Source organism: Vibrio chagasii (assembly GCF_024347355.1).
In the GTDB taxonomy this organism is placed as follows: domain Bacteria; phylum Pseudomonadota; class Gammaproteobacteria; order Enterobacterales; family Vibrionaceae; genus Vibrio; species Vibrio chagasii.
Map to the genome: position 1 here is coordinate 727250 of NZ_AP025466.1, position 14369 is coordinate 741618.

A 14369-nucleotide genomic window follows, 5' to 3' on the forward strand; every position below is an offset into this window, starting at 1 on the left:
TGAATCGAATACAAGACACTTGAATGTGTTTGTGTTGTGTTTACTTCGAAAAGTAAACATTGAGAACTTTTAATTTGATTAACTTAATCACAGCCTTGAGCTGTTTGATTTCACTTTTTAAAGTGAAACCAATTAAGTAATCAGTCAGCTTTCCAAATTGTTAAAGAGCAGATTTTCTAACGAAAACCATTTTTAAGAACACTTAGCAAATGTGCTTAAAGATGGTGGGCGATACCGGGCTCGAACCAGTGACCCCCTGCTTGTAAGGCAGGTGCTCTCCCAACTGAGCTAATCGCCCATGATAGTTTTGATTCCTTCATGGAGAAGAATGGTGGAGCTATGCGGGATCGAACCGCAGACCTCCTGCGTGCAAGGCAGGCGCTCTCCCAGCTGAGCTATAGCCCCATATTTTTATTTCCTTGGGAGGAAATGGTGGGCGATACCGGGCTCGAACCAGTGACCCCCTGCTTGTAAGGCAGGTGCTCTCCCAACTGAGCTAATCGCCCACTAAAAGTTTTAATTCCTTCGTGGAGAAAGAATGGTGGGTCGTGCAGGATTCGAACCTGCGACCAATTGATTAAAAGTCAACTGCTCTACCAACTGAGCTAACGACCCAATGGTATCCCGTAGGGGAGTCGAACCCCTGTTACCGCCGTGAAAGGGCGGTGTCCTAGGCCTCTAGACGAACGGGACACTGGATTGAAGAACTTGGGAGTTCTTCGTCTCTTTACTTTCTAAACCGTATCAATCTGTGTGGACACTTATCGTGAATATCTTCGTATAAGGAGGTGATCCAGCCCCAGGTTCCCCTAGGGCTACCTTGTTACGACTTCACCCCAGTCATGAACCACAAAGTGGTGAGCGTCCTCCCCGAAAGGTTAAACTACCCACTTCTTTTGCAGCCCACTCCCATGGTGTGACGGGCGGTGTGTACAAGGCCCGGGAACGTATTCACCGTAGCATTCTGATCTACGATTACTAGCGATTCCGACTTCATGGAGTCGAGTTGCAGACTCCAATCCGGACTACGACGCACTTTTTGGGATTCGCTCACTCTCGCAAGTTCGCTGCCCTCTGTATGCGCCATTGTAGCACGTGTGTAGCCCTACTCGTAAGGGCCATGATGACTTGACGTCGTCCCCACCTTCCTCCGGTTTATCACCGGCAGTCTCCCTGGAGTTCCCGACATTACTCGCTGGCAAACAAGGATAAGGGTTGCGCTCGTTGCGGGACTTAACCCAACATTTCACAACACGAGCTGACGACAGCCATGCAGCACCTGTCTCAGAGCTCCCGAAGGCACACCTGCGTCTCCGCTGGCTTCTCTGGATGTCAAGAGTAGGTAAGGTTCTTCGCGTTGCATCGAATTAAACCACATGCTCCACCGCTTGTGCGGGCCCCCGTCAATTCATTTGAGTTTTAATCTTGCGACCGTACTCCCCAGGCGGTCTACTTAACGCGTTAGCTCCGAAAGCCACGGCTCAAGGCCACAACCTCCAAGTAGACATCGTTTACGGCGTGGACTACCAGGGTATCTAATCCTGTTTGCTCCCCACGCTTTCGCATCTGAGTGTCAGTATCTGTCCAGGGGGCCGCCTTCGCCACTGGTATTCCTTCAGATCTCTACGCATTTCACCGCTACACCTGAAATTCTACCCCCCTCTACAGTACTCTAGTTCACCAGTTTCAAATGCAGTTCCGAGGTTGAGCCCCGGGCTTTCACATCTGACTTAATGAACCACCTGCATGCGCTTTACGCCCAGTAATTCCGATTAACGCTCGCACCCTCCGTATTACCGCGGCTGCTGGCACGGAGTTAGCCGGTGCTTCTTCTGTTGCTAACGTCAAGAAATGCCGCTATTAACGACACCCCCTTCCTCACAACTGAAAGTACTTTACAACCCGAAGGCCTTCTTCATACACGCGGCATGGCTGCATCAGGCTTTCGCCCATTGTGCAATATTCCCCACTGCTGCCTCCCGTAGGAGTCTGGACCGTGTCTCAGTTCCAGTGTGGCTGATCATCCTCTCAGACCAGCTAGGGATCGTCGCCTTGGTGAGCCATTACCTCACCAACTAGCTAATCCCACCTAGGCATATCTTGACGCGAGAGGCCCGAAGGTCCCCCTCTTTGGCCCGTAGGCATTATGCGGTATTAGCCATCGTTTCCAATGGTTATCCCCCACATCAAGGCAATTTCCTAGGCATTACTCACCCGTCCGCCGCTCGACGCCGTTATCGTTCCCCGAAGGTTCAGATAACTCGTTTCCGCTCGACTTGCATGTGTTAGGCCTGCCGCCAGCGTTCAATCTGAGCCATGATCAAACTCTTCAATTTAAGATTTTGTCGACTCAACGAATACTGATTACATTCCCTATTCTTACGAATAGTGACTGTGAATTGACTGTGCCGAATCTTACGATTCGAATTGGTCACTCAGTTCATTGAAATCAATGTGATTCCTAAGAATCAATTTTGATATTCATCAACGAGTGCCCACACAGATTGATAGGTTTAAATTGTTAAAGAGCTTTGCTTGTCGAAACTTTCTTTTTACAAAGAAACCCTTGAAAGCGGACGTGAATTCTAGCGATTTAATCTTAAGTGTCAAACACTTTTTAAAATTAATTTCTTTCGAACTTTCCGTCTTACTGATTACTGCTGAAGCCTTGTGGCGTCTGCCGTGTCAGTGAGGCGGCATTATAGAGATCATCGAAAACATGGCAACCCCTTTTTCGATAAAAATTCAAAAAACCTTCTTAAGTGGCTACTTTTGCGTCAAAAGGCTCTTTCGTCGCTCAAAGCTCATACAATAATGGGCATATTACTTAAAACTTTGCGATTAGATCTTTCGAAAAAGCCTCTATATCTAGTTCAATACTCCATCTCTCGCTCAATTCTAAGATCTTATCTAGCGATTGCTGAACTGTTTTTATCGTCAATGTGTTGTTGTCTAGGTCGTATACTTGTTTTTGTGTGGTGTAATAGAAGTACAGAATGACCAACGCATCTTGGTCACCTTGCTCAGCCTTCGCTTGAATTCGTTTTAGTTTTCGATAAATTTGATTGTGGATTTGTTTTAGGTTCCACACGTACATCGCTTCCTTGAAGTATTCATGTCCTTTTACACGACTCGCAATAAAAGCATTTAGCGCTACAGACAAGATCACTCCAAGCACGTTTAAATGGAAATTGCCCGTTGATTCACCAGCAATCGAATTTGTTGTGCCAAATAAGTCAATCAGTATGGTGCCGAATACGATAGCAAACACTGCCAGTGATCCAACTAAACCAACCAACAACAGGTTCATCTTCTTTCTATATTCTTCTTTATCTATTTTCTGTAACTTCATCGACTACTTCCTTCTGCAAGCCACCTAATAATTTGCGTATACTATCTATGTAAACAATCGGTCGCTTCAACCTTTACCATCTTGTAATGTGGTCATTCTCTATTTAATACGTTGAGTTCTTGAAGTTAGCGCTATAAGCAACTCTATTTGACTTCATTAATAGAAAAGAGTTACATACCGCCACAATTTTGGTTATTCATCAATTCATGTTGCTAAAGCTCGTTTCGCTTTATCACATACTGACAAGGTACATTCTATGCGTTCATTTGTATTACGCGCTCGCGCAGCCCCTACGGAGAGTAAACTTATCTTAGAAGGCGTTGGACAAGATGCTCATACTGAGATTCTGGCTCATACTTTGATGAACACGATCTTCGTTGCCCAGTCTCACCGCGAGAATGTCACCGTACACCTTGTATTAGAAAGTACTAAAGACTTTTCACGTACAATTACATTCGATTCTAATGAGATCACTAATATTGGTGGTTTCCATGAGTCGGCGTTGTTGTCAGCGGTAGTAAGAGCGGTTGACGCTTCTCAAGGTATGACTAAAGAACAGACGCGTCAGGTTGAACCGGGCATCACTGTTCGCACTATGAGTTTTGAAAAGCTGGTTAAAGAACTGGCTGAAGACCACCAGCTGTACATGATGGATAAAAAAGGTGACTTTATCCGTGATGCAGAGATTGCTGAAAACCCATGTTTCCTTTTGACTGATCATATCCCTATGCCTAAGAAAAGCTATAACAGCTTAAAGCGCCTAGGAACAGAGAAAATCAGCTTAGGCCCAAACATGCTATTCGCTTCTCAGTGTGTTGTGTTAATCAACAACGAATTGGATATCCGCAGTTTCTAAACTCAATAAGACGAAATCCAATTAACAAAGCCCGGTTGTTTGCCGGGCTTTTAGTTTTCCGATGTATATAACACCTTCGTTTAATGTGTCGCACGCTCCACCCTCACATGAGATCTCGCATTAACGTCTCGTATTGCTTCGATGCTAAGGCGACTAGATGATTGAGCTCTTTCGCATCGTCCTCAGCTAACACAATTGTAATAAAATGCACGGCATAACCTACACCGCTAAGAATCGACTGTTTTGGACAAGCAAAGACCGAATCGGACAGCAGAGAGAGCGTCGCTTTGGTATTCCAATGTATCGCTTTCAATTTCCCGGTATAACCAATAACTATGGCGATGCAATTAATCGGCACCACTGCGATGTGTTGGCAACCAATGCTTTAGCGACTCAAGGCACCTCTTCTGTACTGCCAAACCCCGTGTGATATTTCGCTGCTACTTTCCTTTAAAAACAAAAAGAGCTCAACAAGGTGAGCTCTTTTTTATTAGCTATATTTTCGTATCGATGGTGTTATCTAAGATTAACCAAAGATGAAGGTGTATAGGTAACCTGCACCAATCGCCATACTTAGTATTACGAATAGGAAAGCCGCAATCATCTGATTTTTGAAGATAGACTTAAGCAAAATCACTTCCGTCAAACTTGCGCCCGCACTACCAATGATTAATGCCATTACTGAACCCAAGGCCATACCTTTTTGCACTAGGGCTGCACTCAGTGGAATCACAGCTTCAGCACGGATGTACAGTGGAATACCAATTACTGCTGCGATTGGAATCGCGTACCACTTGCCTTCACCTGCATATTCAGCAATCAAGTCAGTTGGAATGAAGCCATAGATGAATGAACCAATTGCAATACCCATCATCAAGTAAGGGAAAACTTGTTTGAAGTCTTTCCAAGTCGAAAACCAGATTCTCATCCAACGGCTAGGCTCTTTCTTCTCAACGACTGTTGCTGCCACTGTGCCATCAGCTGAGCAGCATGATACTTCTACTTTCGGCTCTTCTTTCTTAGTACCACAGCATGCACTTTCTTTTGCCATTACTGGTGCAGGTTCACCACATGCGCTTGTACCACAAGAAGATTCCGCTTTTGCTGGTGCTGCTTTTTTAGGTGCAGAGTCGCCACAGCTAGTACCGCAGCTTGAAGATGAACCTGTTGATTCATACGCTTCTGCTTTCACATAACGCTCAAAACCTAGTTTTTCCAGTGTGTAACCTGCAACTACTGATACCGTCATTGCCACTAAGAAGTAGAACGCTGCAACTTGCCAGCCGAAGGTAATCACAAACAAACCAATGATCACTGGGTTCAATAGTGGACTACCAAATAGGAACACCATCATTGGACCAAAACCTGCTCGTGCACGCAGCAAACCTTTTAGGAAAGGAATCGTCGAGCATGAACAGAAAGGTGTAATCGCACCCAGTAGTGCGGCAATCACATAGCCCTTACCGTTACGTGAGCTCAAGATAGATTGAATCTTCTCGGGCGTAAGGAACTCTTGAAGAATCCCAACTATGTAGCTAATCGCCAAGAAAAGGATGATGAGTTCTACTGCTAAGAAAGCGAACATATCCAGCGCGTCTTTTAGCATTGTTAACATTTCATTGCTCATAATTAACTCCAAACAGGATTTAAGGTCGAACTCTATGAGGAAAGTACCCGACCCTTAATTTCGAATATTCTCGAATTATAGAAATAAATAGTTACAGATCAAGTTTTATTTCGACAAAAATCGAACTAACTTTCAAAACGAAGTACTTTCAATGATTTACGTATTCATTGTTTTTAGATTTGAATTCGAGCATCATTTCGACTATTATCGAAATTAAATCTTGAGGAGTTAATATGAACTTAGAAGTCGTAGCAAAAGCACTGAAAGAGCTAGGCCACCCAATTCGCCTTAGTATCTATAAGAGTGTTGTAAAAGCTGGTTACCAAGGCATTGCGGTTGGCGGCCTACAAGAAGAACTCGGTATCCCCGGTTCTACTTTATCTCACCACATATCAAGCCTTGCATCAGCAGGCCTTATAAGCCAAAGACGTGAAGGCAGAACTCTCTTTTGTGTCGCAGAGTATGAATGTCTAGAGGGAGTTATTGGTTTCTTACAAGACGAGTGTTGCGTAAATGAACAGTGCAAATAGCACACCTTTAAACTTAGAGCAGGTGTGGGCTGAGTATCAGCAAACATTAAAAGCATTCCTCCACTCTAAAGTCAGCACTACCGCCGATGTAGAAGATTTGCTGCAAGAGATCTTAATTAAGACTTTTCAGAACCTGCACAAGGTGCAAGATGCGAGCAGTGTTAAATCGTGGCTATTTCAATTAGCCAATAACACAATTATCGACTTCTACCGTAAACACGCTCGCCAACAACGTGATAGCAAAATTGATGCGGACGATTTGTGGTTTGCAGATTTAGACCACAATGCAGAGTTCAAACAGAAGTTGTCTTTGTGTATTGAACCCTTCATCCAAGCGTTGCCTGAGCAAAGTGCCTCGCTATTGCTTGCCGTTGATATCAAGGGCCAGAGCCAGAAAGCACTCGCAGAAGAGCAAAATGTCAGTTATTCGACCATTAAATCTCGCGTTCAGAAAAGCCGTGGCGATCTTAAGAATCTATTTGAACAGTGCTGCAGCTTGTCGCTAGACAAACAAGGTAATGTGATTGATTGCGAGCTCAAACCGGAATCCGGTTGTGGCAACTGCTAAGTGTTGAATGACTATTTTCATAGAATAAAGCCAGCTATTGATGCTGGCTTTATTGTTTTCTATTGCTTGTAATATAGGCTTAAAATCAAGTTCGCTAAGCCGCTTCCGCTTTTACAACCGGTTGGTAGCGCCCCGGTTTATGATTCATTGCGAGAATCAGGTTGGTGACTACTGCACCCAACACAGACAAGAGTATTAGTGGCGCGTCAACGATAAACAGTGAAAGCACCACAATAGTACAGTCCAATGCCATCTGAACCTTGCCTGCTCGAATCCCAAAACGCTCCTGTAAAAACAGCGCCAGAATATTAAAGCCGCCCAAGCTCATCTTGTGACGGAAAATCACCAACATACCGGTACCAATTAATCCGCCGCCCAGTAATGCTGCATACAGTACATGAATCTCCGCAATTTGAATCACGTGATATAAGTGGTCCACTGCGAACGAAACTATCGAAACGGCAATAAAGGTGTTAATAGTGAAACGCCAGCCCATACGAGCGACCGATAAAATATAGAAAGGTAAGTTAAGTGCAAAGAACACTTGGCCAAAGCTTAGATCTGTCACTTTGGTGATGAAGATCGCTAGACCAGCGGTTCCTCCGGTGAGCAAACCGACTTGATTGAAAAAGATAACGCCAAGTGAAACCAGTGCGCTTCCTAAGATCAGTGCGAGCAAGTTTTCGCGAAAGTTATGATCTTTATCCATGTGAATGACTCTCCCTGAATCTTTTTACATCGTGTTTCAGTCATGTTGAAACGATTTAGGCCCAAATTTACGATGTTTAACAGATAAGTCGAGCGAACAGCCGATCTTCTTAGGTGACTAGTTTGTATATTAGTTTTTACAGTTTTGTGAAAAAGCTCACTAAAGCAGACAGTTACAGACACGATACTAAGTATCCATATTGAATTGCAGGCTTTTACGTCGGAATTAATGAGTGCCGAGTTTTCTCATATTTTTGTCACGTTTTACCCTCAGCCCAGCAACGTATAAGTCTATGCATAAAACGCATAGACTAAATCACAAATAGTCATTTGATACATATCCCACCCATCATTATGATGCGCGACTTCTTACAACATAGAGCGCATGTAAACACCTTATGTTTTCACAATCTCTTTTTGCCCAACTGGCCAGAATGACGTTATTCCTCGTCATTAGTTTGGTTATTGTGCATCACAGTCAGCCATTGATTGATCTCTTGGCTGAGCATGCCGTAAGCAGTGGTTGCCACCAGCAGTCAGAGCATGGTCATTCTGGGCACGAACACCATCACGAAATGACTGAACAAAACATGTCTGCGCAAGACCACTCACATCACCACCATTAATTTAAGAGTATTAGAATGAGCATTTTCCGTTTTCCTTTACTGGTATGGCTTGGGATCGGCACACTTATTATCAGTCTAGGTATCAGACAATCATTCGGCATTTTCATGATGCCAATTTCAGAGCATTTCGGCACGGGTCGAGAGTTTTTCAGCTTCGCTATTGCTCTACAAAACCTATTGTTCGGTGTGTTCCAACCTTTTGTTGGTATGGCCGCTGACAAATGGGGAGCAAGACGCATCATTATTGCAGGCGCATGTGCTTACGGTTTGGGTTTACTTCTTACCTCAATTTCTACCGAATCAAGCATGCTTTACATTTCATTGGGCGCATTGGTTGGCCTTGGACTGAGTGCAACAAGCTATGTGATCGTATTAGGTGCAGTAGCGAAAGTGGTACCTGCAGAACACGCCGCTAAAGCATTTGGTTTAACTACGGCTGCGGGGTCATTTGGCATGTTTGCTGTGATTCCAGGCGCGCAATACATGTTGAACGAATTTGATTGGCAGAGTGCGATGCAAGTGTTTGCTGTACTGTGCTGTGTGATGATCTCATTTGCACTTTTCATGCGAGCGCCAAAAGTCGTAACGAGTAAACAAACGCAAATTGAAGACAATCAAACATTGAAAGAAGCGCTATCTGAAGCCTTCTCTCACAGAGGTTACTGGTTAATTCATGCTGGTTTCTTCGTGTGTGGCTTCCACGTAATGTTCATTGCAACGCATTTACCAAGCTATCTAGCTGACAAAAACCTACCAGCGAGTAGCGCAGCAATGGCATTGGCTTACGTTGGTATCTTCAACATCTTCGGTTCTTACTTCTGGGGTGTGATGGGTGACAAGTTCAGCAAGCGTCATGTGATGTCTGCACTTTACTTAGTTCGCACAGTGGTTATCGGTGCGTTTGTCACTCTGCCAGTAACAGAATCGACCGCAGCAATCTTCGGTGCTGCAATTGGCTTCTGTTGGCTTGGTACGGTTCCACTCACTTCTGGTTTAGTTCGTCAGATCTTTGGAGCTCGCTACCTATCGACTCTTTACGGCTTGGTATTCTTCACTCACCAAGTAGGTAGCTTCTTAGGTGCTTGGGTTGGTGGTCGTATTTACGATTACTACGGATCTTACGAACCAATCTGGTGGTCGACGGTAGTACTGGCATTTGCCGCTGCGCTTATCCATTTACCGATCAATGACAAACCAATTGAGCGTCTGAAATTGGCAATGGCTTAACGTTTAATACTGACTCCCCCAATCAGTTACAGCGATAAGCAATCCAATGAGAGAGTGGATATCGAATGGACTAGTTCCTGAGATATCCGCTCTCTTTTTTATTGGGCGTGAAAATCGAAATTATAACTAGAGAAACTTGCATAAACCTCACTGAATATTAAGACTATTTCTACCGTTTTAATTTATAGTATCCATTCGCTCCTTTAGAACTTACTCGCAGGCCTATGGAATACCTAAATCAAACCGCCCTTATCGCAATGGCACTCATTTTTGTGGGTTCGTTTGTACAAACTGCCATCGGCTTTGGCTTGGCTGTTGTCGCCGCACCACTGCTGTTTTTGGTCTCGCCAGACTATGTCCCTGCGCCTATCTGCCTCATTGGACTATTTATCTCGGTATTTAATGCATTAAAACACCGCGCAAATATTTCTATTGGCGGACTCAAAGTCGCACTGTTGGGCCGAATCCCAGGCTCATTGGCAGGAGGAGCTTTGTTGGTGATGGTGTCAACGAGCGTATTGTCTCTGTGGCTAGGGTTACTGGTTGTGTTTGCTGTGATTGTAAGCCTACTAACATTTAGATTGGAGCCAACGCCTGCCAAGATGGGGATTGCAGGATTTTTCTCAGGGTTCTTTGGGACAAGTTCGGGGATCGGAGGGCCACCGATGGCGCTACTGCTTCAACACCAAGATGCTAACCAGCTTCGTGGCAACCTTTCTGCTTTCTTTGTGTTTAGCTCGATCATTTCATTAGTCGTGCAGATCCCGATTGGCTTCTTCACGCTCCACCATTTGATCATCACAATACCTTTGCTGCCCGCTGCTTGGTTAGGCTACAAAGTGGCTATGATGACCACTCAAACCATTTCGAAAGAGAAGATACGTATCGCTTCTTTACTGCTATGTTCTATCAGCGGCTTGACGGCTATTTGGCAAGGCTTAGCTGGTTAACTTCTAGCGGTATCGTAAATAAACACCCCATCCAACACCAAACTATTGAGAGGGCGCTCTATGACATACGATGAATTCAATGCTTTTTGCGAGTCACAAGTTGCTACCAGCTATGTCATGCAATGGAACAATTCTCATGTTTGGAAAGTGGGTGGTAAGGTGTTTGCGATTGGAGGTTGGGGACCGAACGACGAGCCTGCATTTATCTTTAAGGCATCTGATCAGAATTTCGATTTTCTCAAAGAAGAGCCAGGGTATAAACCCGCCCCCTACTTTGCTTCGCGCGGAATGAAGTGGATTCAGCTGTTTGAGAGCACACCAGAAAGGGATGACGAGTTGAGATACTACCTGACGGGGTCTCACCGAATTGTCTCTTTGGGACTAGCCAAAAAGAAACAAGCAGAACTCGGGCTCAATCAATAGCCAGAGATTCCGCTTGTTAAGCTAATGCCCAAATGCTTTGGGGGAGCTAACTTGTTTTAAAGAACTTGTTTGCTTTTAAGAACTTATTTACTTTAAACAACGAAGCGCTTCTTGCATGGTTAAGCCGTTCTGAGGAATTTAGGCAACAAAGGTTCTATTTTTTGCGTTGGCACCAGTGGTACTAATAGGTAGATTAAGCCTGCAAAAGCGATAGATGCTGCTAAGTCTTCAGGACGATGCATACCAAGCCAAACGCGGCTATAAGCTACACCACCAGCCCAAGCTAGCATGCTACCTACAAGGTAAAAACGTTTCGCTTCTAAGAACAACCCACCAAAGAATGCTAAGCAGACACCCACGAAAATCATGTGTCCTGATGGGAATGAATAGTCCGTTTCGCCAAGCCAATGACGCGTTCGCCATTCGCTGACCTTATCTTCTACTGATTCAATGGCCACGTTCTTTTCTTCTAGTGGCAGCTCATAAAACAACTCCGGCATATCAACCACTTCTTGAGTAACTAAATACTCAGTATATGGACGTGGGCTCTCAGTTGATGATTTAAGGAATGTCTTCGCTGCAAAGCTCAACACCAATAAAACACCGAGCTGCAAGCAAAGGCTCACCAACTTTGCTTTTGAAAACTTTAATGTCAGCACCAACAAAGAGAGAACCGCGAGTGTGATTAGGAACCCTTGATTACCCGCTGAATAAGTCACGAATGTCATCACAGTACCATAAAAAGGCAATACAGCACTTCCAAGGTCGAAATGAGATCCAAAGATCAAAAAGGGAACAAGAGAATACAAGCTTAAAACAAGCAGTAATAAGCCTTTGGATTTATTGGAGAACAGAGAAGTCATGGCTAAGATCTTTTGGATAAAGTGGTCGGATGCTATCGCAGCTTAGCACCGCCAATATCAATTTTTTGTAAAAACGCTCAGTAAGACGTCGTAGCGCAATAAACTTCATTTATTCGAGTCGCTTTATTATTGGTTACGTGAAACACCGCACTGTAACCCATCAGCAGCAACACCCTTATTTCACATTCCAATAGCAAATGGCGGGAACCAAGCTAGCCCATAATAAAGCACCCTGCCTGCGTTCTGCTGATAAAGTGAACACTTACCGGTTTAAAAGCGATGAATCTAAAAAACTTTGCTGTGAGTCCTTTAAATCCAGTATTGAAAGGATTACCATCTGGTCTGCTTTCATAGCAAAACAAATTATTAATTTTTATTCTCAGGGCGGGGCGAAATTCCCCACCGGCGGTATGTCCTTAGCAAAATCTAAAGATAAGCCCGCGAGCGCTCGATTCGTCGAGGTCAGCAGATCTGGTGAGATGCCAGAGCCGACGGTTATAGTCCGGATGAGAGAGAATGGAAACACACTCGTTTAAGTTGGAAAGGCGTACCTGTTTATTAGGTTCATGCCTCCAACTCAGACGTGTGCATTTCGTTTTGGATAAAACCACGATGAACCGACTTGTAATGAGTTGGCTTTGTTGTGTTCGTTGAGATCCCTCATACAGCCCTGATTCTGGTGATATTTTAGGAGTTTAACCATGAATCAGTCTTCACTACTTGCCGAATTTGGCGAACCAATCACTCGCGTTGAAAACGCACTGCAAGCTCTGCGCGAAGGTCGTGGCGTACTTTTACTTGACGATGAAGATCGTGAGAACGAAGGCGACATCATCTACTCAGTAGAACACCTAACTAATGCTCAAATGGCACTTATGATCCGTGAATGCAGCGGTATCGTGTGTCTGTGTCTAACTGATGATCAAGCTAACCAACTTGACCTTCCACCTATGGTTGTTGATAACAACAGCGCAAACCAAACTGCGTTTACTGTGACTATTGAAGCAAAAGTTGGCGTTACAACAGGTGTTTCTGCCGCTGACCGTGTTACTACGATCAAAACAGCTGCAAACCCGACAGCTAAACCTACTGACCTTGCTCGCCCTGGTCACGTATTCCCATTACGTGCTCGTAAAGGTGGCGTACTTGCTCGCCGCGGTCACACAGAAGGTACTGTGGACCTAATGCAAATGGCAGGTCTTCAACCAGCAGGTGTATTGTGTGAAGTCACTAACCCAGATGGCACAATGGCAAAAGCGCCAGAGATCGTTGCTTTCGGTAAACTACACAACATGCCAGTACTGACCATCGAAGATATGGTGATGTACCGCAACGAGTTCGATCTTAAGCTTGCATAAGGCTTAGTGTTTAATGACTCCCTTTGTAAGTCATTGAGCGTCAGATAAATATCGAAAGGCCTCATTCTTTAATGCTGTTTCTAGTGAGCAGCATTAAAGAGTGAGGCCTTTTTAATTTCCCTTATGGCAAGAAAAGTCAGCTCTGAAATCAAAGATACGTTCCACTTCTGACGGATTACCTCTCAAAAAATCCTGCAAAATATGAGAAAAACTCACTCAAATGGTGAAGTCATGCACCAACGTTGATCATTCAAAAATAACAAACAAATATAGGCCATTGAAATATAACACTTATCAACTCTGGCACAGTGTCTGCACTACCACTAAATAGGTATTCAGATATTGGGAGTTGAATATGTTTGTAGTTATTTCAGTGGGTTTATCCATAGCAGTGCTTGCCACTCTGTTCTATTTCTCCAGAAAGAGACAAACTGCACTATCACACAGGTTTGAAACCTTAGTTCTGCTTAGAGAATTATTGTTGTTATCACGCAAACACCGCGCAGCAACGCATTACGCTTTGGCTTGTAAATTATCTAGCAACTCAATTCGCAAAGTGAATGAAATTTACGACAACATACTTGAGGTATCTGAACTGCTTCAATCGCATGTGTCGTTTGATAGCCGCCCTATGTATCGCATCTACCACCTCAAGCTCATCGCAATGCACAGTGATTGGCAAAACCGTAGCTTGGTGCGTAACCAATCGATTCATGGCAAAACAATTCGCCATAGCATGTTCTTGATGGATGAAGTAATGATCATCTGGCTAATTCAGTCTGAGCGTGAAGACATGAGCCGTGAGTACCACATGAATTGGCAACAGATCTTAGATTGCATGGAGATCCTGACCAAATTACGAATGTCTATCCCTGGAATAGAGAAGGCGGATATGGAGAAGCCTGAGGAGTATTTGAGATTCAAATTCTACGCCTCTCAGACACACAGAAAACTCAACCAGTTATCGATTATCTGCCCTCTTAGTAGTGGGTCACCGGTTTGTACGCGAGCGATGCATGCACTCTCAGAGATCGCATCAAGTAACGAAGCGACCCAACCGGCAGATAGCATGTACGAATTAACCAGTGATATCTCTAGCGTCGTGTCGCAAGTTTACGACCAAGTATTATCCGACATTACGAGAAGCTTGTATCAGCCTTTACCAGACATCAACGAAAAGGTGATAAATACCCGATTATCCGTACACCATTACATGTAAAGACTTCGTGAGAGGAGAGCGTGCTGGAACTCTGAATTATTGAGTTCAAATCCGATATCACC

14 protein-coding genes, 5 tRNA genes, 1 rRNA gene and 1 riboswitch are annotated in these 14369 nt (G+C 44.3%); of the genes, 9 read left to right on the top strand and 11 right to left on the bottom strand.

Annotated elements, in window-relative coordinates:
- Positions 1–222 precede the first annotated feature (222 nt).
- From OCV52_RS19205 to OCV52_RS19235, 7 genes are all read right to left on the bottom strand, one after another.
- Positions 223–298 (bottom strand) — tRNA-Val (locus tag OCV52_RS19205).
- A gap of 31 nt (positions 299–329) precedes the next feature.
- Positions 330–405, bottom strand: a tRNA-Ala gene (locus OCV52_RS19210).
- A gap of 25 nt (positions 406–430) precedes the next feature.
- Positions 431–506, bottom strand: a tRNA-Val gene (locus tag OCV52_RS19215).
- 33 nt (positions 507–539) lie between these two features.
- Positions 540–615: transfer RNA gene (locus OCV52_RS19220), tRNA-Lys, on the bottom strand.
- A gap of 2 nt (positions 616–617) precedes the next feature.
- Positions 618–693: transfer RNA gene (locus OCV52_RS19225), tRNA-Glu, on the bottom strand.
- 88 nt (positions 694–781) lie between these two features.
- Positions 782–2336 (bottom strand): 16S ribosomal RNA (locus OCV52_RS19230).
- A 491-nt stretch (positions 2337–2827) separates the two neighbouring features.
- Positions 2828–3352: a DUF3087 family protein gene (locus OCV52_RS19235; RefSeq protein WP_137408960.1), complete on the bottom strand. Its 525-nt coding sequence runs from the start codon at positions 3350–3352 to the stop codon at positions 2828–2830.
- A gap of 256 nt (positions 3353–3608) precedes the next feature.
- Here OCV52_RS19235 and trmY point away from each other — a divergent pair, with 256 nt between their 5' ends.
- Positions 3609–4208 (top strand): tRNA (pseudouridine(54)-N(1))-methyltransferase TrmY, encoded by a 600-nt coding sequence (trmY, locus tag OCV52_RS19240; RefSeq protein WP_137408961.1) that lies wholly within the window; start codon positions 3609–3611, stop codon positions 4206–4208.
- Positions 4209–4413: 205 nt separating this feature from the next.
- Positions 4414–4638, top strand: coding sequence for a hypothetical protein (locus tag OCV52_RS19245; RefSeq protein ID WP_240700708.1), 225 nt, complete (start codon positions 4414–4416; stop codon positions 4636–4638).
- A gap of 96 nt (positions 4639–4734) precedes the next feature.
- Here the strand turns inward: OCV52_RS19245 and OCV52_RS19250 are convergent, their stop codons facing one another.
- Positions 4735–5835, bottom strand: coding sequence for a permease (locus OCV52_RS19250; RefSeq protein WP_137408962.1), 1101 nt, complete (start codon positions 5833–5835; stop codon positions 4735–4737).
- Between the two features lie 233 nt (positions 5836–6068).
- On the opposite strand from OCV52_RS19250, the gene OCV52_RS19255 reads away from it, so the two are divergent.
- Entirely contained in the window at positions 6069–6365 is a 297-nt protein-coding gene (locus tag OCV52_RS19255) for an ArsR/SmtB family transcription factor (protein WP_004741113.1), read from the top strand.
- Positions 6349–6933, top strand: a complete 585-nt coding sequence (gene sigZ, locus OCV52_RS19260; RefSeq protein WP_137408963.1) for an RNA polymerase sigma factor SigZ — start codon at positions 6349–6351, stop codon at positions 6931–6933. The genes OCV52_RS19255 and sigZ overlap by 17 nt, the downstream gene beginning before the upstream one ends.
- A 94-nt stretch (positions 6934–7027) precedes the next feature.
- On the opposite strand, the gene OCV52_RS19265 is transcribed toward sigZ, so the two are convergent.
- Positions 7028–7642, bottom strand: a complete 615-nt coding sequence (locus OCV52_RS19265) for a YitT family protein (RefSeq protein ID WP_137408964.1) — start codon at positions 7640–7642, stop codon at positions 7028–7030.
- 461 nt (positions 7643–8103) lie between these two features.
- Positions 8104–8253 carry a hypothetical protein gene (locus tag OCV52_RS25680; RefSeq protein WP_198778740.1) on the bottom strand — a complete coding sequence of 50 codons (150 nt, stop codon included), beginning with the start codon at positions 8251–8253 and terminating at the stop codon, positions 8104–8106.
- A 29-nt stretch (positions 8254–8282) separates the two neighbouring features.
- Here OCV52_RS25680 and OCV52_RS19275 point away from each other — a divergent pair, with 29 nt between their 5' ends.
- From OCV52_RS19275 to OCV52_RS19285, 3 genes are all read left to right on the top strand, one after another.
- Entirely contained in the window at positions 8283–9494 is a 1212-nt protein-coding gene (locus OCV52_RS19275) for an MFS transporter (RefSeq protein WP_137408965.1), read from the top strand.
- Positions 9495–9718: 224 nt separating this feature from the next.
- Positions 9719–10444 carry a sulfite exporter TauE/SafE family protein gene (locus OCV52_RS19280; RefSeq protein ID WP_137408966.1) on the top strand — a complete coding sequence of 242 codons (726 nt, stop codon included), beginning with the start codon at positions 9719–9721 and terminating at the stop codon, positions 10442–10444.
- Between the two features lie 60 nt (positions 10445–10504).
- Positions 10505–10867, top strand: a complete 363-nt coding sequence (locus OCV52_RS19285) for an MmcQ/YjbR family DNA-binding protein (protein ID WP_137408967.1) — start codon at positions 10505–10507, stop codon at positions 10865–10867.
- A gap of 119 nt (positions 10868–10986) precedes the next feature.
- Here the strand turns inward: OCV52_RS19285 and OCV52_RS19290 are convergent, their stop codons facing one another.
- Complete coding sequence (locus OCV52_RS19290; RefSeq protein WP_137408968.1) at positions 10987–11730, bottom strand: phosphatase PAP2 family protein; 744 nt, start codon at positions 11728–11730, stop codon at positions 10987–10989.
- Positions 11731–12101: 371 nt separating this feature from the next.
- Positions 12102–12252: riboswitch (FMN riboswitch) on the top strand.
- A 179-nt stretch (positions 12253–12431) separates the two neighbouring features.
- Between OCV52_RS19290 and ribB the strand changes: the two genes are divergently transcribed.
- Both ribB and OCV52_RS19300 read left to right on the top strand, forming a co-directional pair.
- Positions 12432–13088: a 3,4-dihydroxy-2-butanone-4-phosphate synthase gene (gene ribB / locus OCV52_RS19295; protein WP_063521737.1), complete on the top strand. Its 657-nt coding sequence runs from the start codon at positions 12432–12434 to the stop codon at positions 13086–13088.
- Positions 13089–13443: 355 nt separating this feature from the next.
- A complete protein-coding gene (locus OCV52_RS19300) occupies positions 13444–14307 on the top strand; it encodes a hypothetical protein (RefSeq protein ID WP_137408969.1) in 864 nt (287 codons plus the stop codon).
- The last annotated feature ends 62 nt before the right edge of the window (positions 14308–14369 follow it).

What these genes read in the sequence shown, in the direction of transcription:
- OCV52_RS19235 (WP_137408960.1), bottom strand. Translation starts at nt 3,352, where the DNA reads ATGAAGTTACAGAAAATAGATAAAGAAGAATATAGAAAGAAGATGAAC.
- trmY (WP_137408961.1), top strand. Translation starts at nt 3,609, where the DNA reads ATGCGTTCATTTGTATTACGCGCTCGCGCAGCCCCTACGGAGAGTAAA.
- OCV52_RS19245 (WP_240700708.1), top strand. Translation starts at nt 4,414, where the DNA reads ATGCACGGCATAACCTACACCGCTAAGAATCGACTGTTTTGGACAAGC.
- OCV52_RS19250 (WP_137408962.1), bottom strand. Translation starts at nt 5,835, where the DNA reads ATGAGCAATGAAATGTTAACAATGCTAAAAGACGCGCTGGATATGTTC.
- OCV52_RS19255 (WP_004741113.1), top strand. Translation starts at nt 6,069, where the DNA reads ATGAACTTAGAAGTCGTAGCAAAAGCACTGAAAGAGCTAGGCCACCCA.
- sigZ (WP_137408963.1), top strand. Translation starts at nt 6,349, where the DNA reads ATGAACAGTGCAAATAGCACACCTTTAAACTTAGAGCAGGTGTGGGCT.
- OCV52_RS19265 (WP_137408964.1), bottom strand. Translation starts at nt 7,642, where the DNA reads ATGGATAAAGATCATAACTTTCGCGAAAACTTGCTCGCACTGATCTTA.
- OCV52_RS19275 (WP_137408965.1), top strand. Translation starts at nt 8,283, where the DNA reads ATGAGCATTTTCCGTTTTCCTTTACTGGTATGGCTTGGGATCGGCACA.
- OCV52_RS19280 (WP_137408966.1), top strand. Translation starts at nt 9,719, where the DNA reads ATGGAATACCTAAATCAAACCGCCCTTATCGCAATGGCACTCATTTTT.
- OCV52_RS19285 (WP_137408967.1), top strand. Translation starts at nt 10,505, where the DNA reads ATGACATACGATGAATTCAATGCTTTTTGCGAGTCACAAGTTGCTACC.
- OCV52_RS19290 (WP_137408968.1), bottom strand. Translation starts at nt 11,730, where the DNA reads ATGACTTCTCTGTTCTCCAATAAATCCAAAGGCTTATTACTGCTTGTT.
- ribB (WP_063521737.1), top strand. Translation starts at nt 12,432, where the DNA reads ATGAATCAGTCTTCACTACTTGCCGAATTTGGCGAACCAATCACTCGC.
- OCV52_RS19300 (WP_137408969.1), top strand. Translation starts at nt 13,444, where the DNA reads ATGTTTGTAGTTATTTCAGTGGGTTTATCCATAGCAGTGCTTGCCACT.